The sequence below is a fragment of the Pontibacter locisalis genome (genome assembly GCF_042684605.1).
Taxonomy (GTDB): Bacteria; Bacteroidota; Bacteroidia; order Cytophagales; family Hymenobacteraceae; genus Pontibacter; species Pontibacter locisalis.
In genome coordinates this window covers 108,725-127,785 of sequence record NZ_JBHULU010000004.1, presented here as the reverse complement: position 1 = coordinate 127,785, position 19,061 = coordinate 108,725, and the positions used below count along the sequence as shown (strand labels likewise).

Annotated in this window: 15 protein-coding genes; 7 read left to right on the top strand and 8 right to left on the bottom strand. The window is 45.0% G+C overall.

Translation table 11 applies throughout. The features are described from left to right. Positions 1-257: 257 nt before the first annotated feature. From ACFSRY_RS03665 to ACFSRY_RS03655, 3 genes are all read left to right on the top strand, one after another. Positions 258-1,028 (top strand): segregation and condensation protein A, encoded by a 771-nt coding sequence (locus ACFSRY_RS03665; RefSeq protein ID WP_377503410.1) that lies wholly within the window; start codon positions 258-260, stop codon positions 1,026-1,028. A 121-nt stretch (positions 1,029-1,149) separates the two neighbouring features. Then, positions 1,150-2,211, top strand: a complete 1,062-nt coding sequence (locus ACFSRY_RS03660; protein WP_377503409.1) for a lysylphosphatidylglycerol synthase transmembrane domain-containing protein — start codon at positions 1,150-1,152, stop codon at positions 2,209-2,211. A 39-nt stretch (positions 2,212-2,250) separates the two neighbouring features. Then, a complete protein-coding gene (locus ACFSRY_RS03655) occupies positions 2,251-2,763 on the top strand; it encodes a hypothetical protein (RefSeq protein WP_377503408.1) in 513 nt (170 codons plus the stop codon). Positions 2,764-2,792: 29 nt separating this feature from the next. Here the strand turns inward: ACFSRY_RS03655 and ACFSRY_RS03650 are convergent, their stop codons facing one another. Both ACFSRY_RS03650 and ACFSRY_RS03645 read right to left on the bottom strand, forming a co-directional pair. Continuing rightward, complete coding sequence (locus tag ACFSRY_RS03650) at positions 2,793-3,329, bottom strand: GNAT family N-acetyltransferase (protein WP_377503407.1); 537 nt, start codon at positions 3,327-3,329, stop codon at positions 2,793-2,795. A 129-nt stretch (positions 3,330-3,458) separates the two neighbouring features. Continuing rightward, the gene (locus ACFSRY_RS03645; protein ID WP_377503406.1) at positions 3,459-4,448 is read right to left on the bottom strand and encodes an aspartate-semialdehyde dehydrogenase; all 990 of its coding nucleotides are present in this window, start codon (positions 4,446-4,448) and stop codon (positions 3,459-3,461) included. A gap of 214 nt (positions 4,449-4,662) precedes the next feature. On the opposite strand from ACFSRY_RS03645, the gene ACFSRY_RS03640 reads away from it, so the two are divergent. Next, positions 4,663-7,248 carry a lamin tail domain-containing protein gene (locus tag ACFSRY_RS03640; protein WP_377503405.1) on the top strand — a complete coding sequence of 862 codons (2,586 nt, stop codon included), beginning with the start codon at positions 4,663-4,665 and terminating at the stop codon, positions 7,246-7,248. A gap of 76 nt (positions 7,249-7,324) precedes the next feature. Here ACFSRY_RS03640 and ACFSRY_RS03635 read toward each other — a convergent pair whose 3' ends face one another. From ACFSRY_RS03635 to ACFSRY_RS03625, 3 genes are all read right to left on the bottom strand, one after another. Beyond that, complete coding sequence (locus ACFSRY_RS03635; protein ID WP_377503404.1) at positions 7,325-9,013, bottom strand: IPT/TIG domain-containing protein; 1,689 nt, start codon at positions 9,011-9,013, stop codon at positions 7,325-7,327. A gap of 21 nt (positions 9,014-9,034) precedes the next feature. Further along, positions 9,035-9,790: a hypothetical protein gene (locus ACFSRY_RS03630; RefSeq protein ID WP_377503403.1), complete on the bottom strand. Its 756-nt coding sequence runs from the start codon at positions 9,788-9,790 to the stop codon at positions 9,035-9,037. 188 nt (positions 9,791-9,978) lie between these two features. Next, on the bottom strand, positions 9,979-11,175 hold the full coding sequence (locus ACFSRY_RS03625) for a lipase family protein (RefSeq protein ID WP_377503402.1): 1,197 nt from the start codon (positions 11,173-11,175) through the stop codon (positions 9,979-9,981). Between the two features lie 216 nt (positions 11,176-11,391). Here ACFSRY_RS03625 and ACFSRY_RS03620 point away from each other — a divergent pair, with 216 nt between their 5' ends. Beyond that, a complete protein-coding gene (locus ACFSRY_RS03620) occupies positions 11,392-12,213 on the top strand; it encodes a sulfite exporter TauE/SafE family protein (protein WP_377503401.1) in 822 nt (273 codons plus the stop codon). Between the two features lie 34 nt (positions 12,214-12,247). On the opposite strand, the gene ACFSRY_RS03615 is transcribed toward ACFSRY_RS03620, so the two are convergent. Genes ACFSRY_RS03615 through ACFSRY_RS03605 form a run of 3 tightly spaced genes read right to left on the bottom strand, consistent with a single transcriptional unit; the run spans position 12,248 to position 16,800 of the window. After that, positions 12,248-13,681 carry a TolC family protein gene (locus ACFSRY_RS03615; protein WP_377503400.1) on the bottom strand — a complete coding sequence of 478 codons (1,434 nt, stop codon included), beginning with the start codon at positions 13,679-13,681 and terminating at the stop codon, positions 12,248-12,250. Between the two features lie 8 nt (positions 13,682-13,689). Beyond that, positions 13,690-15,057: an HlyD family secretion protein gene (locus tag ACFSRY_RS03610; protein ID WP_377503399.1), complete on the bottom strand. Its 1,368-nt coding sequence runs from the start codon at positions 15,055-15,057 to the stop codon at positions 13,690-13,692. A 3-nt stretch (positions 15,058-15,060) separates the two neighbouring features. Further along, the gene (locus ACFSRY_RS03605) at positions 15,061-16,800 is read right to left on the bottom strand and encodes a peptidase domain-containing ABC transporter (protein WP_377503398.1); all 1,740 of its coding nucleotides are present in this window, start codon (positions 16,798-16,800) and stop codon (positions 15,061-15,063) included. A gap of 492 nt (positions 16,801-17,292) precedes the next feature. Between ACFSRY_RS03605 and ACFSRY_RS03600 the strand changes: the two genes are divergently transcribed. Further along, positions 17,293-18,537: a DEAD/DEAH box helicase gene (locus ACFSRY_RS03600; RefSeq protein ID WP_377503397.1), complete on the top strand. Its 1,245-nt coding sequence runs from the start codon at positions 17,293-17,295 to the stop codon at positions 18,535-18,537. 204 nt (positions 18,538-18,741) lie between these two features. Next, a complete protein-coding gene (locus ACFSRY_RS03595; protein WP_377503396.1) occupies positions 18,742-18,969 on the top strand; it encodes a hypothetical protein in 228 nt (75 codons plus the stop codon). Positions 18,970-19,061 lie beyond the last annotated feature (92 nt).

Here is a 19,061-nt window from a genome sequence, read left to right as displayed (position 1 = left end):
AAATAAAGTTTCTGTAGCTATAAAAGGTTTGTGAGTCAGTGGGATACATTTTTAAAAAACTCCCGCTTTGCTGGGAAAGCTGTAAGGGTGGCAGACCAGCAGCGCAACATTTTAGCTTATACATCTATTGTTCGAAACTTGTTATGAACTATGCCCTCCCTGGTTCGGGTTCTTCCAAAAGCGGTATGTCTTTAATCCGCTGGAAATGTTTATTTTTGTCATTGGCGCGGCAGTATGCGCTATAAAATGCAGCTAAGGTGAGTTTCGAAATCAGATTACCGTTGTTTGAAGGTCCGTTTGACCTTTTGCTTTTCTTTATTGAGCGTGATGAGCTGGATATTCATGATATTCCTATCTTCCAGATCACGAATGAGTTCATTGGCTATATTCGGCAGATGGAGCAGCTGAACATTGAAATCGCCAGTGATTTTATTCTTACAGCTGCAACGCTTATGCGCATCAAGGCTAAGATGCTGCTGCCCCGCACAGAGAAGGACGAAGAAGGTAATGAGATAGACCCCCGCCAGGAACTTGTGCAGCACCTGTTGGAATACAAGAAGTATAAAAGTGCCACACCTGTGCTTTCCGAGATGGAAGACCTGCGCCTGGCGCAGGAGAACAGGGGTAATATTCATGAGGAGTTGCAGCAAATCGCCAATGCGAATCATTTCGAATACGAGCTGCAGGACCTAAGCCTGTATAAGATCATGCGCGTGTTTGAAAAGGTGATGCATCGGTTTGAGGAGGAGCAGAATAGGCCAAAGCACACGGTAATCCAATATCCATATACCATCGAAGAACAGCGGGATGTGATCATGAGCATGGTGAAACAGCGCAGCCAGATTGCTTTCTCACAGATCATTGCAGAGTTTCCGGACAAAATTGGTATGATCTTCAACTTCCTGGCTATTCTGGACATGTTACAGCTAAACCTGATAGGAATAGAAGTAGGAGATGGATTCAACGACTTTATCATTACCGAGGCAGAGGGGCAGGCTGCTCAAGTGACACAACTCCTGGTAGAGTAACTTCGTCTTGTTTCAGATAAGTTAATTTATATTTACTGTATTGCTGAATAGTTGTTTAGCTTTGCAAGCCTGCTATAAACCCTGAGAGTAGAATTTATGCCGGCAACCATGAGCACCTTACATGGATAAGAATAAAAGAACGATATTAAAAAGCTTTAGCCCCATCAAAATATTGATTCCAGTTATTCTGGGGTTGGCTGCTACGGTATGGCTTTTTATTAAGGATGATAAGGTAAGCGAGCTTAAAGGTATAGCAGAGGCTAACATGTGGTGGCTATTAGCAGCGTTAGCTGTGCTGGTTGTTCGTGATGCCGGTTACATGTATCGTATCCGTTCCCTTACAGATAAATTTCTTACATGGCGCAACAGCCTGGATGTGATTATGCTGTGGGAGTTTGCTTCTGCTATCACACCTTCTGTAGTGGGGGGTACTACTATTGCCACAATAATCCTCAACAAAGAGGGAATTCCACTGGGCAAGTCACTGGCTTATGTTATGCTGACCGCAGTACTTGATAATATGTTCTTTATTGTTGCGGCTCCCATTGCATTGCTGCTTACGCAGGGAGATGTGTTCCCTACTTTTAACCTGGAACCTTCTGATGTCGCCAAGCTTAAATCTGCCTTTTACATCAGCTATGCCCTGATCGCGGTTTATACCTTCATAATGATCTATGCTCTGTTTGTCAGGCCAAGAGCTTTTAAGTGGCTGTTGTTGCGTGCTACTTCCATTGGCTTCCTGCGCAAATGGCGTGTAAATGCCTTTCAGCATGGTAATGAAATTATGTGGGCATCGGAGCAGCTAAAAGGAAAAGACTTTAACTATTGGGCCCGGGCCATTATCTCTACCATTTTTGTATGGAGTGCGCGCTATTTCCTGCTCAATTGTTTGATTGCCGCCTTCACGGATGTAACACTAAGTGAGCATGCCCTGATTATATCGCGGAATCTCATATTCTGGATCGTAATGCTAATTGCCATTACACCTGGCGGTGCTGGTATTGTAGAAATGGCTTTCCCAAGTTTCTTCGGGTTATTCCTGGGTAGGTTTAGTAGCATTGTGGTGGTGCTTTACCGTTTGATTACCTATTATCCTTACCTGATCCTGGGGTCTGTTTTCCTGCCACGCTGGATTGCTAAAGTTTTTGGTCGTCATCCAAAAGAAAGCGAGGTAGGGGTTTAGCTGTTGCTCGGTTGTACAAAAAGATAAGCTCTGAATAAGATGAAAGTATATATATTGACTCTTCTGGCTCTGTTTCTCTTTGCTGGTTGCTCTGATAGTAATGATAGCCTGAAAGAGAAGTTAGAGGAGGCTGTAACAGATGGTGCGGCAGGAACAAAGGGATACAAAACTATTCAAATGACTGATCTAACAGATTTTGAGTGGGACACCATGTATTATTTTCAGCCAAACGATGATAAAAAGTCTATCAGCGATGCCATCGGATTTAAATGGGAAGGAGAGCCTGTAGCTTTAGGACAGCATAGATTGTTATTCGTGAACGACGGGCAGGTAGTATCTTATATAGATTATATCTATAGCGAGTTTCCGCTCTTCGTGTATGGCTGTGAGGGAGATAAATGGGTTTACCCGAAAAGTCGTACAGAATTTGCCTCGTTCAAGTACTGTAATGGAGAAGAACAGGTCTATACTTTTATTCCTGTAGAGTGTGTAGAGAATATCCGGGATTTGATGGAGCGGAAATGTCCGGAAGGAACTGAAATAACTAAATAGAAAAAGCCGGTTTAGCCGGCTTTTTCTATTTAGTTACTTATACTTGGCTGTAAATTTGGGTTAAACATTTTCCAGCGAATAAACTCTTCCGTAGTGGTAACCTGCTGCATTCCTAATTTTATGAGTACTCTTGCAGATGGTGCATTCTCTAATAAACATCTTGCTGTAATCGCTTTTACACCTGGCTGCTGAAATGCCCAGTTTGTAAGGCCTTTGGCAGCTTCCAAACCATAGCCTCTGTTTTGTGCTTGGGCTATAATAGCATACCCGATATCCACTTCGCCATCAGCATTGGGCAGGCCTTTAAAACCGGCATCGCCAATTACCGTCATGCTCTCTCTGTGCACCACCATGTACGACTCAAAGCCAGTAGGCTCCTGTACCAACTCCAGGTTTTTGATGATTTTCGGAAATGTATCAATTGCTTCCTGATCGGGCCAGAAAGGGGTAAGCTGCAGGCCGAGCTTTAGAAGTATACTCGTATCGCCCGCTAAAAGGGTGTTAGTAACCTCCAAGATGAAAGGTACAAGTATAAGCCTGTCGGTGTAGATAGATTGGGTAGACATAGTTGTTATTTTATCTAAGCTAACGATATAATTTAGGCAATTATCAGGCTTCCTTCATAAGATAAATGGGGACTATGAGTCCCCATTTATCTTATGATTATACTTGTCAAGTTACTTGTAAAGTTAAACCTACACCAGTTCATGCTTTACTAAATACTCCGCAATCTGCACAGCATTGGTAGCGGCTCCTTTACGTAGGTTATCCGCTACGATCCACATGTTCAGGGTGCGCGGCTGGGTTTCGTCTAAGCGTACACGGCCTACCAATACTTCATCTTTTCCGTGGGCATCTTTAGGCATTGGGTACTGCAGGTTCTTAACGTCATCCACAACCTTTACACCTTCTGTTTCGCGCAATATGTGGTATACTTCGTCTAGTGTAAAGTCCTTCTCAAACTCCACGTTAACAGATTCCGAGTGGCCACCCATTACCGGTATGCGCACTGCCGTCGCTGTTACGCGGATAGAATCGTCGCTCATGATCTTCTTTGTCTCCAGGATCATCTTCATCTCCTCTTTTGTATAGCCGTTGTCCTGGAATACATCGATATGCGGCAATACATTCAGGTCGATCGTGTAAGGATAAGCTTTCGCGCCCTCTTTACCTGCACGCTCGTTCATCAGCTGGTCTACAGCCTTCACGCCTGTGCCTGTTACCGATTGGTAAGTGCTAACCACAATACGCTTTGCCTTCAGTTCTTCGTGTAGCTTATTCAAAGCCACCACCATTTGAATAGTAGAGCAGTTAGGGTTTGCTATAATCTTATCTTCTTTTGTCAACTCTTTTGCGTTTATCTCCGGAACCACCAGTTTCTTAGTAGGGTCCATGCGCCAGGCAGAGGAGTTATCTACTACAACGATGCCTGCTTCAGCAAACTTGGGAGCCCACTCCGTAGAAGTGCTGCCGCCGGCAGAGAAAATGGCAATTTGCGGGGCAGCCGCAATCGCGTCCTGCATCCCGATAACTTTGATCTGTTTTCCCTTAAATTCCATCTGTTTACCAACAGATCTCTCAGAAGCAACTAACAACAACTCCGTTACCGGGAAGTCACGCTCCGCCAGTACTTTCAAAATTTCGCCGCCAACCAATCCTGTGGCGCCTACTACTGCTACTTTCATTAAGGAATATATTTAATGTACTAAATGTATTAAGTATCTATGCGAAGGAAACAGATAAATTGCCCTCCCAGGGCATTAATTTCAAAGCTTCCACTTGTAACTTCTCATACCCAAACGAGCCCGGCTCCCGTAAAAGTTCTAAATTTCTTTAAAGCGGATTAAGCCTACCCTCTCGCGGCTGCAAATTAAGTAAGTTTTATCCACAATTCAGCCTATGAAGCAAACTTTACTAGCTATCTTACTGCTACTTCCATACTTCGTGCAAGCCCAACTGCAGGATAGCTTTTCTGACGGAGATTTTACCAAAAGCCCCGCCTGGACAGGTGACATAAGCAGCTTTATCATCAACTCTCAAAACCAGCTGCAAAGCAATGGACCCGCTGTTACAGGTACTATGCTCCACTTGGTTACGCCCTCACAAGCTGTTTCAGGTACTACCTGGGAATTCTGGGCAAACCTTAAGCTTGCAACCTCCTCCACAAACTATGCCGATATCTATCTGATAGCAGATAAAGAGGACCTGGAGGCGAACGATGTGAATGGCTACTTTGTCCGCATCGGGAACACTGCCGATGAAGTTAGTCTTTACCGAAAAGACGCTGGTAAAACAGCGGTCATGATCATTAATGGGCAGGATAAAACGGTTGCCACCAGTAATAACATAGTGCGTGTGCGTGTTACCAGGAGCGTTGACTACGAATGGGAGCTAAGTATAGATGTAAGCGGTGCCGGACTAAATTATGTAAGTCAGGGTACTACTGTAGATGCTGTTCATAAACGTTCTGATTATTTTGGGGTGCTATTGCGCTACACATCTGCTAATAGCCGAAACTTTTACTTTGATGATTTTAGCATTACAGATGCACAGCCTCCGGTACTGGAGGAGCTGCAAACACTGAATCAGCAGGAACTCACGCTTCGTTTCAATGAACCGCTTACGCCAGAACAGGCACAGAGCTTTAGGAATTATACTTTGAACGGTTCCAGAAAGCCCATACTGGCAGAGTTGATTGGAGAGAGAACGGTACGGCTGGTATTCGGACAGCCATTTAATGTGGGAGAGAATGCCTTAACTATAGCAAGCCTGCAAGATCTGTATGGGAACAAACTAAGTAACCCGATAAATCGCAGCTTCAACTTTGTGCCTCCTGCAGTTATGCCAGGTTATAATGAGCTGCTTATTACTGAGATCATGGCCGACGAAACTCCTGAGGTAGGCCTGCCTGCACAGGAGTACCTTGAGTTATTCAATGCCACTTCAGACAAGGTGCTCACACTGCAGGGGATCCGTTATTCGGATGCCACCGCTACTACCACTTTGCCTAATGTGCAGTTGTTGCCAGGAGAATATGCTGTAGTGGTGCCCAATAGTCAAGTGCAGAGTTTTAGCCGGTTCGGTAAAGTGATTGGCATCAGTAACTTCCCGAGCCTGAATAACGGCGGTGAACTGCTGCAGTTACGCCAGCCTAATGGGCGCCTGATCTATGCTATAAACTATTCCGATACATGGTACAAGAGCACAAGCAAAAAGGACGGTGGCTGGAGTCTGGAGATGATAGATGTAAACAACCCGTGTGGCGGCATTGGAAACTGGGCAGCTTCAGTAAATCCCCGCGGAGGTACACCTGCGCAAGCTAACTCTGTTTCGGCCTCTAACCCTGACAATACACCTCCTTCCCTTGTAGATGTAACAGCCATTGCGCCTGACAAGCTATTGCTGCGTTTTGACGAGCGATTAGACAGTGCGCAGGCAGCCCAGACTTTAAATTATAGGCTTAACCCAAGTCTGGCAGTAGCTGGTGTACGAGTGCAGGGGCCTCTATTTACAGAAGCCACACTTACTTTAGCTAGTCCGCTACAGGAGAGCCTGCTGTATACCCTAACTACCACTAATGTAAGAGATTGTGCCGGTAATTCAGGTTCTCTGCCGGTTACCTATACTTTTGCGTTACCCTCCGCCCCCGAGCCTGGTGATGTTGTGATCAACGAAATTCTATTTAACCCACGTACTGGTGGATCAGACTTTGTGGAACTGGTAAACCGCAGTCCGAAGTACATCAATCTGCAAAACTGGAAATTGGCAAACACGAGTGGAGATACAATAAGCAACAAGAAAACAATCACCACTGAAAATTTTGTGCTGGCTCCGGGGCAATATGTTGTGCTCACAGCTAATCCTGAGAATATCAAAATGAACTATCCGGCAGCACCTCCGGCGGCATTTCTGAAAATGAGCAGCCTGCCAAGTTATCCAGACGATGCCGGAACTGTTGTAGTGCTTCAGCAAGATAGTAGAATAGCAGACAGGTTCAGCTACAGCGAACGCATGCATTTTGATTTAATAGATGACTTAAATGGTGTTTCGCTGGAACGGATTAGACTTGCTGGAGCTAGTGTAGCCAGTAACTTTCACTCTGCGGCTACAACTGTTTTTGCCACACCAGGATACAAAAACTCACAGTTGCAGGAGGGAGTAACAGCACAGCGGGTTTTTAAGGTAGAGCCACTTGTTTTTTCTCCGGATGGAGATGGTGTTGAGGACTTTGCCACCGTCAACTATCATACTGATAAAACTGGCTTGGTGGCTAACATTACTATTTTTGACGCACAGGGGCGCGAAATCAGAAAGCTGGTACGGAATGAGTTATTAGCAGCTAATGGCTTTTTTCAGTGGAATGGGATACGGGATGATGGTACTAAGGCAAACATAGGATACTACCTGTTTTACATAGAGTTGTTTGGGCTTAACGGCGAGAAAAGTGTGCATAAGGAAAAAGTAGTACTGGGCGGGCGGCTGTAGGTTTTTTTTCTGGAAGTACAGTAAAAAAATAGGGGCCAGCATAAATGCTGGCCCCTATTGTATAATCTCTGTCTGTTTAGTTGGTAACAGTGAAGTTTTCAGTGCTGATAAGGGTTTGTCCGTTATGGATAACGCTTATTTTCATGGACCCGGTAACTCCAGAAGGTACCACTGCGCGTATCGTGTTCTCGGTTACACCCAATACAGTGGTTGCCACAGTTCCAAACTTAACAGTTGTGTAATGGTTCGGAGTAAAACCAGACCCTGTTATAGTTACCACTGATCCAGCCACACCAGAAGCGGGTGAGAAGGAGGCAATGGATGGGGCCAGCACCGTAAAATTATCTTCTGCCACTAGTTTTTCGTTGCCATGTAGCACAGCAATTTTTACTGCACCAGCATCTATTCCTGCAGGTACATTTACCCGAATAGAATTAGAGGAGGAGTAGTATGAGCTCGTCGAAACAGTGCCAAAATAAACAGTGTAGTATTGGCCAGGCAGAAAAACACCATTGATTGTTACTTCTCTTCCAATGCCTCCGGAAGTTGGTGAAAAGCCTGTGATGGAGGGAGCAATAACCTGGTACTGTTGTGGCGCATCTATCGTGTGTGGGCCAGCCGTTACCTTAACTGTATAATTTCCTACAGGTAAGTTATAAGGAACAGTTACGTTCACCTGGCCCGACGAAACAAAAGATGTACTGGCCGGAACATCTCCCAGCTTAACAGTCACGTTGCTGTTATAGTAGTAGGAACTGCCAGGGAAATTAGATCCAAAAACAGAGAATGAACTTCCGGGTAAGCCGGAGTTTGGTGAAATAGATGATACAGTATGCGGAGTTACTGTAAACTCTCCTGGTAAAGTAGTTTTAACACCATCAGCCAGAACAGAAACTGTAAACTTTGCCGAACTAATAGTATGTGGTACAACAACCTGAACGCCAGAGCTGCTGTAGCTGGTAATGGAAACCTCCTGTTGATCCAGGTATACTCTTAACCCTCCGTAGTAATAAGAGGATGTCGGAAGATTGTCTCCAGATATAGTTAGCGTTGTACCGGTATACCCGGACTTTGGGGCAAAGTCTTTGACAGTGGCAAGAACTTTAAAAGACGAAGTAACATTAAAGCTTTGGTTAGCCATTTTCAATGCTACTGGTGTTTGGTTATAGTTGTAGTAACTATATGTAATCCCAATTGGCACTTCCGCTACAACTTTAGAAGGAGTCACCTCCACTACTTTGGCAGACACGCTACCGAAGATAACCTCTACTTCACTTATATTGCTGGTGTAAAAGTCTCCGTTGATAGTTATTCTGTCACCTGCTTTTCCGCTGCTAGGGATGATGCTTTGCACTCTAGGAGAGGGAAGCGTAACAGATGCTACCTGCCCAAATACAGTACCCTTTTCGTTTGTAAGGAAAGCCCTGGCGTAAAGGGTGCGGTCATAGTAATAGTTCCCAGGTGTACTGAGCCCGGTTACCTCTTTCGTGTACGTTCCTGCTTGTGGATCTTTTCCTAGAGACACTCTGGAGCCCCTGGTCTCATTTAAATCCGGAGAGTACCCATACACAAAACCATAGTCTAAAACGGTGAACTTACCTTTTGTAACCACATTTCCCTTTAGCGTAGCGCTGGATGGTGAAACGGCAGTAATCTCCAAGGTCTGCACTTCCGGATGTAGGTCCTCCTCCTCTTTACAGCTCTGAAGCAGGAAGAGAGAAAACATAAAAAGAAGGAGTGGAGACTTTATAATATAAGATTTCATAAGAATGACTCTACTCCTGCTTTAGAATACATAGCCAATTCTGAAACCATTCGCCAGGTTAGGGCCGAATGAGAACGAAGTGTTTTTTGTGTCCGGGTTATTGTAATTCATATCAGACTGCTTCACTTCAATATCATGGAAGTTGGTTTGACTGAAGCCAAAATTCACCTCATAACCAAAGAAGAAGCTCTTTGCCATATAGAAGTCGAAGCCCGATACCAGATTAAGTCCATAACGGGTGTAACCTCGTTCAGTAAAGTTCATTATAGTTTGTGGCGGATAACCTGACGAGTAGCTGGTGATACGCCATGCGCCAGTAACATTAGTCTCCGTCTGTCCTGAAGTGATATCATGAGAAGCGGACTTGTTTTCTACTATAATGTCTGCTCCCACATAAGGAGATAATCTTTTAGTGCCAGCAAAATGCTTTTCCATACCAAGGTTTACGCCAATTGTAGTACTGCTACGCTCTTCGCTAAAACGATAGGAGTTTGTGCCGTAAGGATTTGAGTTTTCAGAGGAAGCGCTTATTCTGCTGCCGTTAAAGCCCAGGCGTACAGCAAAATTATGAGTTGTGAAGTACCTGAACTTCAGTTGATTTATAGAGTTGTTCAGGCTTATGGTGCCGTTAAAAGGGTTTACGTTCAGCTCTGTGGCAAATTGTCTTGCCTGGGGCTTAAATTCCGGTGTGGCAGCGGAGTCAGCAGAAACTGTTTGTCCATAGGAAGTGAAGGCAGCCAAGGTACAGGCCGCTACTGCAAGTAGAAATGTTTTCATAAAAAGGTTTTAATTTTGGAGCCGCGAATATAGATATATATCAAATAACATATGGTATATATTATAAATTAGCTCTTAAAAATTTGCACCGGTAAGTAAATATTAATGAAATACCCCTGCAAATTATTCTAGCCACTGAGCAGCTGCTCAGTGGCTAGAATAATTTGATAGCGCGCTTAGGTAAGCTTCTAAAAAGCTTTCATCCAGGGCACTAAGGATTGTAGCATAGGTACAAAAGAATTGCTGTGGGTGCCGCCTTTTATTGGGATCAGTTCCGTATACTTTGCTCCTTGAGAAATAAAGCGGTCGTAGGTAATCTTTGAATTGCTGTAAGGCACAATATTATCTGACGTACCATGGTAGAGGCGTGTAGGGCTTTTCGGTACCCAATCTTGAAAGCTGTTCGCCTGTAACGCCTGCTTTAAAGTCAGTTCCTCATTCGCCTCTTTCAAAGCTGCAAAAAAAGCAGGAGCAAACAGTTCTTCCGGATCTGTGGTAAGCTGCCTGTTTATAGCGCTGCCGCTGTGGTTCCCATCAAAAAGTTGAGGCATTCTGGAAGCATATGGCTCCTGAAAATACTCTAAAAGAGGCCTGTGCCAGCTATTGGTATAGTTGTATGCCTGCAGCACGTAAGCCAGGTAGGCCGGATAAGTATATGTTGCTCCTGATGTTATACCAGCTAGCATGGCTGTTAAGTCATAGCCACCAGCGCCTGCGGCTGATGCTGTCACCTTTAACCCGTGAAGCGGATTCGTCTCTATTTCTTTTTGAGCTGCCAGCGTAACATAACCTCCCTCTGAATAGCCTACCAGAAAGAGCTGATCGTTTGCCAGCACATTTTTCTCCTTATAAAACTTACGCGCCGCTTTGATCATATCCACAACTGCCAGGGCAGAGTGTTTCTGGTCATAGTAAGGGTGAAAGATATCTTTTGATGCTCCAAAACCAATATAATCAGGCATAAGCATGATGTATCCATTGGCTGCAAACAGTTCAAACCCGGTGAGACTGGTAAAGTTACTTGGAGCATCACGCTGTGAAAAGATAGTGCCGTGCTGGGCACTGACAACAGGTGCCGGCGTCGTCATGTTCTGGGGTACCACAACCAGGCCAGAGGCCTTTATTTCTTTATTCTGATAGGTGGTAAAGTACTGGAGTTTATATACCGAAACACCATATTTTACTTCATTAACATAAGCCCCGAACCCTTCTGTTTTTGCAAGGGACTGCAGCATGCTTTTCGGAACAGAAGCAATCAGTTCCGACGATACGTAATATTCTTTTTCTGCTATTGTCTCCGGTGCAGCTAAAGCTTCTTTATCGCATCCGGTACTGCTTACAAGGGTACTAAAAAGCAGTGTATAGATAAGTACTAACCTAATCACGGGTTTTATTAGAAAGATTGCAAAACAGGAACAGCTTAAAACCAGGAAGAGTGCCATTGAAGTGAGTGGTGCAGGATGAATAAATTTTTCATGCTGGCTACACCAGGTGACGGTGCAATAACTTAACTTGCGCAGCTTTTTTGGCAGGGTGAAAGATAAGGCTATCTGGCTGATGGTTAGCTTCTTTTGCGGGTGTATTTATTATAATGTGCGTTGATGGAGACAATTGCTTACCTGTGTTTTTTCGCTTTTCTGGCTGGGTTTATTGATTCAGTGGTAGGAGGAGGAGGATTGATCCAGCTTCCGGCCTTACTTGTGTTTTTACCTGGGGCTCCCTTGCCGGCTCTTTTTGGGACAGGTAAATTTGCAGGTATAGCCGGTACCACGGCTGCCATGGTACGGTATGTGCGCACGGTTAAGATCAATTACCTGGCTATACTACCCGCGGCACTGGCAGCTTTTGCCTGTTCCTTTCTGGGAGCCAGGGCGCTGAGTCATCTGGATACTAATTTGTTGAAGCCGCTCATCCTTGTGCTTCTTGTTCTGGTGGCTGTCTATACTTTTATCAGGAAAGACTTTGGAGCACTGCACGCACCGAAGCTAACGGAGACTAAAGAGAAACTTTATGGACTTTTAATTGGAGCTTCCATTGGTTTTTATGATGGCTTCTTTGGTCCTGGCACAGGCAGCTTCCTCATCTTTATCTTTATTGGCATCTTCGGGTTTAACTTTTTGGCAGCTTCTGCAGCTTCTAAAGTAGTAAACGTAGCTACCAATTTTTCTGCACTCCTTTACTTTGCCTTTAAGGGTTATGTTATTTACGAAGTGGCTATTCCGATGGCTGTATGCAGTGTTATCGGGTCACAGTTAGGAACACGTACTGCTCTTAAGCGTGGTGTTGGCTTTGTGCGGGTACTGTTCCTTGTGGTGGTTTCAGGAATCATCATCAAATTCGCTTACGACACCTACGGGACCGGTGGCAACGACTTCAACCAATTAGCCACTACCGTACAGCAGTGGTTTGGCAGGAAGGGATAGGTACAAAGTAGTTGACCAGAAGATAGCTCACTTACTATTCCACAGGAATCTCTCCAGCAGCCCAGTAGAGGGTAGTTTTAGCTTTGGCATATTTGGTCCGTAGTGCATAAAGCTTTACCTGGGCCTCCAGGAACTTTACTTCGCGGGAGTTAATCAGGAACAGAGAGCTTTCCCCGCTTTCAAAGCGTATCTGTTCGCCATTTCGCAGGGCAAGGGCATTGGCCACCATCTGCTCTTGTAATTGTATCTGCTCCTGTAAAGCCTGTAGTTCATTGTAAACAGCCTGCACAGTGTTGGCAACCTCACGGGTTTGCTGTATGAGTTCTAAGCTGTTGATACTTTGCTTTGCTTTTGTTAGCTGTAATTTGCCACGAGCCTCTCTGAGAAACAATGGGAAATTGAGACTAAGCCCCATTTTATAGTTTCCCTGCAGGTGATCTTGCTCCACCACGTCTGGCTGCAGGTAGAAATCGCGCTGCAGCACGTTATACTCAGCATTAAGCTTTGGCAGCAGTTTATTTGCTGCAAACCGGCGCTCCACCTCCAGTTGTTCTCCTTTTAGTATCAGTTTTTCCAGCTCCGGGTGGTTAATTCTTGCGGCTGTTAATAAAGCCTGTAGCTCCTCCTGCGTCACAGCATTCACTTCAGCACCCAATAGTACCGGAACTGTTCCTGTTTGCAGTTCTAAAGGTACCTGGTTCTCTGCCCAGAGGTGGAGTGCCACTTGAAGGCGTGCGTTTTGTAGCTCTAGCTGCGCCTGCTGCAATAATACGTTCCTTTCTTGCAGGGCCATCAATGCTTCCACAGTATCAATGGCAGCCAGGTCTCCCTCCGTAACCCGCGCTCGCACCGCCCTTAACCTGAAATCTGTTAACTCCAGTGCTTCCTGGTAAAGCTGTACTGTACGGTACTGTAATAACCATTCCCAGTAATCCTTTGTAGCCTGCAGCAGTAGCTTGTTAATTAGTTTTACTCGTTCCGCCTCGGCTATCCCCTGCATCAACTTAGCTTGTAGAATGGTTGCCCGGCGCTCATCTATCAAAAGCCCCTGTGCTAACGGAACAGAGATGCCAGCATAGCTTAATCCTTCAGCGGGTGTGGAGTTTTCGGGGTTAAGGAACTGGCCGGTGTTCTTTTCAAAACCAGCTCTCAGCTCAGGTCCGAACCAAAGGGGCACACGCAGCGTGCTGTTCCACAAACTATAGTAATCTTTTCCCCCGTACTCTTTGCGTGAAAATTTACTCGCAATAACCGGGTCTAAAAGTCCTCGTGCCATCCTTAGTTCCTGCCTTGCCTGCTCCGTCAGGAGCGCTGCCTGCGAAGCGACAGGATGATTTGCAAGGATTAGCTGCTGGTACTCCTGTAGCGTAAGTACCTGGGTGGTATCCTGCGCTTTAGCACCAGCCCAGCCGAAAATGAGCAGAGCTAATAGTACCTTAAGTGATCTTATCTTGATTAGAAAGTTCATTCTCTAAGTTACTCCTCGTAAGCAGGAGTCTCTGTTTTCTTTGTTTCTTCTGTTGATGTGTACTTCCCGTCTGAGTAATCAGGTGGGAAATTGTTTAGCTGGCGCCACAGTTCATACCAGATAGGTACTGTGTTTAACATGGCCCAACCGTATACACCGGAGCCAACACGTAATGCATCCGGCCACTCCTCCTTGTCAGGGTCCTGTACCACCAGCATACGGTATTTGCCATTGGTAGCCGTATTGTCTATTACAGCTACCACACCTCCAAACGTACCAAAACTGACACCAGGCCAGCCTGAGAATACCAGTGTAGGCCAACCCTCAAATTGCAGGCGTACTTCATCCCCACGTTCGATAAGCGGCAGGTCAAGTGCATCAATGTAAAGTTCGGCGGCTAACCGTGGGTCTTCAGGCATGATAGTAGCCAATGCCTCTCCTTCTTTTATTGTTTCGCCTATACCGGCTTTCAGTGTTTTCACCACATAACCGTCCTGGGGGGCGAGTATCTGGTAATATTGGCTTCTAACTTCTGTGCTGCTGTACTCACTCTGTAGCTTTGCCACATCTGCCTGTGTTCCATAGATATAGGAACGGGTAGAGCTTAATTCTGCTTCTGCCTTTGCAATCTTATCAGCATACTCTGCCTGTAGCGAGTTTAATTCGGTACGGGTGTTCTGAAGTTCGGCCTTTGTAGCATCATACTTGTTGATGAGGGAGAGAAGCTTTGCCTGTGCCTCCTGTAGCTTCATGCGGCGCTGCTCCAGTTCCGTCAGTGATTTCAGGCCCTGCTCATATAAGTTCTCCTGTCGTTCAAACTGAGATTCGGCAATAGCCAGGTCAGTGCGTTGGGCTACTATATCCATGCTGTCGCTCTGCAGTTTCAGGCGCGTCTGCTCTACTTTGTTGCGGGCTTTCTGCAAGCTATATCCCAGGCCCTCACGCAACGCTCTGATCTGCTCCTGCATAGCCAGTGCTTTGGCTTCTGTGGCCTCTACTGCTCCTTGCTTTGCATCCACCTGCTCTCCTAAGCGTGCCAACAGATTAGGATCCATGTATTTCTCCTTGATCTCAGTGATGCTAGCTATGGTGTCGCCCTTCTTTACATAAGCTCCTTCCATTACATGCCATTCTTCAATACGTCCGGCAATGGTTGCCTCTATTGTCTGTGGCCTGTCCTGGGGAGTGAGCGCTGTAAGTACCCCCTCGGAGCGAATGTTCTGTGTCCAGGGGAGGAACAGCGAGAGAAACATAATCAGGAATATACCTGCAATCCAGTAGGTAAGGTGGCGGCCAAGTCCCGGTGTCTGCACCTCCGACATAACCTCCAGTTGTGGCTTATTTTTATTGTCAAATTCTTTTAGCTCGGTAGCCATAGCTTAGGTAATTACATCAGTTAATTCCTGTAAAATATCAAGCCTCTTTATCTGCTCATAGTTGCCGAAGGCCAGCTGTTTGCCGTCCTGAAGAACTAAGGTACGGTCGCAAAGCTCCATTACTTCTTTGTCGTTAGATACGATAAGCATGGTCCAGTCGAACTGCGGGTTCGTAAGCAGGCGCAGGAATTCTATTTTATCCTTTTTTGCCATGCCAGCCCAGTAATTATCTATGATCAGGAGTTTAGGGCGCTGTACAAGGCTGCGTGCTAAAACAATTTTGCGGGCCACACTACCCGGCAAACGCATGCTGCCACCAGTAAGGTAGGCATGTAACCCATCGGGCATGGTATTCACAAATTGTGAAAGACCGGTGACTTCTATTGCCCAGAGCACATCTTTCATTGGTAGATCGCGGCCAAGTGTAATGTTCTCTATTAATGAGCCATCGAATACCTGTTCCTTAGAAATGTTGTCGCCAATAAGGCTGCGTAGGTTACCCTTGTGCAGATCGTGCAAAGAAATCCCATTGTAGGTCAGACTGCCTTCGTAAGAGGGCAGAAGCCCTAGCATTATATTTATAAGCGTACTCTTGCCGGAGCTGTTGAAGCCAGCCAGACAGATTCGCTCTGATGGTTGTACAGTGAAGTTGACATCTTGGAGAGCGGTCTTTTTTGTATCAAGGAACTTATAGTGGAGGTTTTTTGCCTGTATGCTCAAACCTCCATCCATAGGCAGGTCCTCGAGTTTAATTCCTCTTACTTCTTCTAATGGGAGATCCGTTACCTGGCCTATCTTATCAAGGCTCGTCATGACATCATATACTGTGTCAAGCTTTATCATAATCTTTTCTACAGCTGTCATGATCAGGATTATTATAATTTCTGAAGCCACAAACTGACCAATGTTAATCTCCTGCTGCACCACCAGAATACAACCTAAAACCAGTAACCCGCCTGTGATAAATGTTTTAAAGCCCACAAAGCTGTAGTACTGCGTCATGAGAACCTTAAAGTGTTGCCTGCGGACCTCCAGGTATTTTTTTACATAAGTATTGGTGCGCTCCATTGGCAGGTTAGTGCTTCCTACAAGCTTGAAAGTGCTCAGGGAGCGGGCCATCTCCTCCAGCCAGGCCACTAGTTTATACTTGAACTTTGATTCTTTTATACTTGTCTCAATACCCCTTTGACCTGTTGCCCAAATAATAAATACCAGCACCACCACCAGGAAAATGCCAAAGAAGATAAAGGTTGGGTGATAAAAAGATAACAGAATTAAGCCGAATACAATCTGAATGACTGCCGTCGAAAAATCTACTAATATTTTGGCAACACCCTTCTGTAGCGTTACTACATCAAAAAAACGGTTCATTAGTTCGGGCGGGTAGTACTTGAGCAGTGCCTCTGGCTGGAAGCGCGGCACCCTGTATGCGAACTCAGAGGCGGTGCGCGCAAAAATACGCTGCTGGATAAACTCCACCAGCCACAACTGCATCACCTGCAGGCCGCCCACAATAAGCAGGGCCAGTACAATCAAGCTTATCAGTACCACCACGGATACTGTTATCTGCCCACTGGAAACAAAGCCGATGATGCTCTGGATACCCAGGGGAAGCGCAAGACTTATAAGTCCAGCGGCAATGGCATATACATACATGTACAGTATCTCCCGACGCTCAACAGAAAGCAGCTTCAGGAAGCGTTGCATTGGGGTAAGCCTCTTGTCTGTGATTATATCGCCCATTTCACTCTCGTCTTATTTTCCTTATATACTACTCGAAACACACTTTTGTGGCCATCTGTTTTTGCACCATCGTGTTTGTCCATCTTCATTTTTTGCTCCTTCTGTACCTGTTTGTATTAATTATGCTCTTTAAGTACTAGTGCTGCCAAATTGTTTCACAAAGATATCTAAACTTTTATGAACAATAGTATTACTATCGTTAAAGTTCATTTAACTATTGCTTTTGAAGTTTGTTTAAAAATTATACTCTTATTTCTCTGTTAGCACAGATGGGCCTTAAAAAGATGCTGAAAGAATAACATCAAAGAACCTGGCGCCTCTGAAAGCTGAATTATGTTTAGTGTACAGTGGTGACTAAAATTCGGAGCACTATGTAAAGCTGTTGCTACCGTTTGAAGGCTTAGGCTTAAGATGACAAAAAGATAAGCTACCTTTGTAGTCTGCTTTTATCGTACGGTATAAAAGTACATTAATATTTATAGTAGCAGTACCATGAGGTTTGAAGATTACCGCATTTCCGACGAGATAAAAAATAGTTTAAGCAGGTTAGGATTCAGGAAACCAACCGACATACAGTTTAAAGCTATTCCGCCTATCATGAAAGGGGAGGATGTGCTGGCTATTGCTCAGACTGGCACAGGTAAAACAGCTGCTTTTGCTATACCTGTGTTAGACAGGTTGCAGTACGGTAAAAACCGAAAGCGTGACGATGGTATTAAATGTGTGGTGATGGTGCCAACACGCGAACTGGCACTGCAAATTACTGAAGTCTTCGAAGAGATCGGGCGTGGTACCCGTGTTAAAACTTTTAGTGTGTTCGGAGGTGTAGAGCAAGGCCCGCAGATTGCTAAGCTTGAAGCGGGTATTGATGTGCTTGTAGCTACTCCAGGGCGTTTATTTGATCTTGTAAGCCAGGGATATATTCAATTGCACCGTGTAGAGGTACTAATTCTCGATGAGGCAGATCACATGCTGGACCTGGGTTTTATTCATGATATCCGGCAGTTGATCACGAAACTCCCCCGTAAGCGCCAGACTTTGTTTTTCTCAGCTACCATTAACGAGAAAATAAAGGAGCTTGCTTACTCACTGGTGAATAAACCAGTACGAATTCAAATATCCCCCAAAGATCCGGTGGCTAAAAATGTGGACCACTCGGTGATGTATGTGGATATGGACGATAAGCGTTTTTTCCTGGAGCGCATTGTAAAGGAGAACCCGGATAAGAAAATATTAGCTTTTGTGCGCACTAAAGTACGGGCAGAACGTGTGGTGGCGGCTATGGAGCGTGTGGGAGTGAAGGCAATCAGCATTCATGGTGGCAAAGAGCAAAAAGACCGGCTGGATGTAATGCGGAAATTCAAAAAAGGAGAGGTGAAGTTGTTGATAGCAACTGATGTGAGTGCTCGCGGAATTGATATACCAGCGGTAGAGTATGTTGTAAATTATGATCTGCCTGAACAGGCGGAGAACTACGTGCACCGTGTGGGCCGTACTGGCCGAGGTACAGATAAAGGAATCGCAGTCAGTTTTTGTGCTCCTGAAGAGAAACCTATACTCAACGAGATTCAAACCTACTTAACCAAAGATATCAAAGTGTTGGAGGTTGATAAAGAAGACTATGAAGCCACAATCGACTTTAGCGCTGATGCTAAGTATGACTGGAAATCATTGATAAAAGAGGCAGAGGAGTTAGAGCAACAGCATTCAAAAAAGAAAGGGAAGAAAAAGAAATAAAATCAAAAGCTATACTTAAAGGAAAGGCCTGTGCAATATTTTATTTGTGCAGGTCTTTCTTTGTTTAGTGCATATGCTTGTAAATGAATTATTTATATCCTTCTCTGCACCACATATTCTGCGCACACCTCGTATATAATAGTACAATAAATTTATCAACTTGTGTTGGACTAATGCCAGCACCCAAACAAGAAAGGAGACATTATGAAAAGGCACAGAGGCGGAAGAGATCATCTTTCTGATATTTTCTACACTACAGGAGATATGGATATAGTGCATGGGGGCAGCAGTTTTGGAGTTCCTACTGAAGATCCGCATGATAAGATGATCAGACAGGAGAGATTAAACAAGGAACACCACAGGGAAGAGGAAGAACAAAGGGGAGGCCTTGAATACCCTAGTTGCGACATTAACGACAGACCTTCATTTTAAAAGCACCAAGCCCAAAATCATCACCCTTAGCCTTAGTCTAAGAGGCAAAGATTTATAAGCGATGAAATCAGACATATCAGTATTCTGCTGAA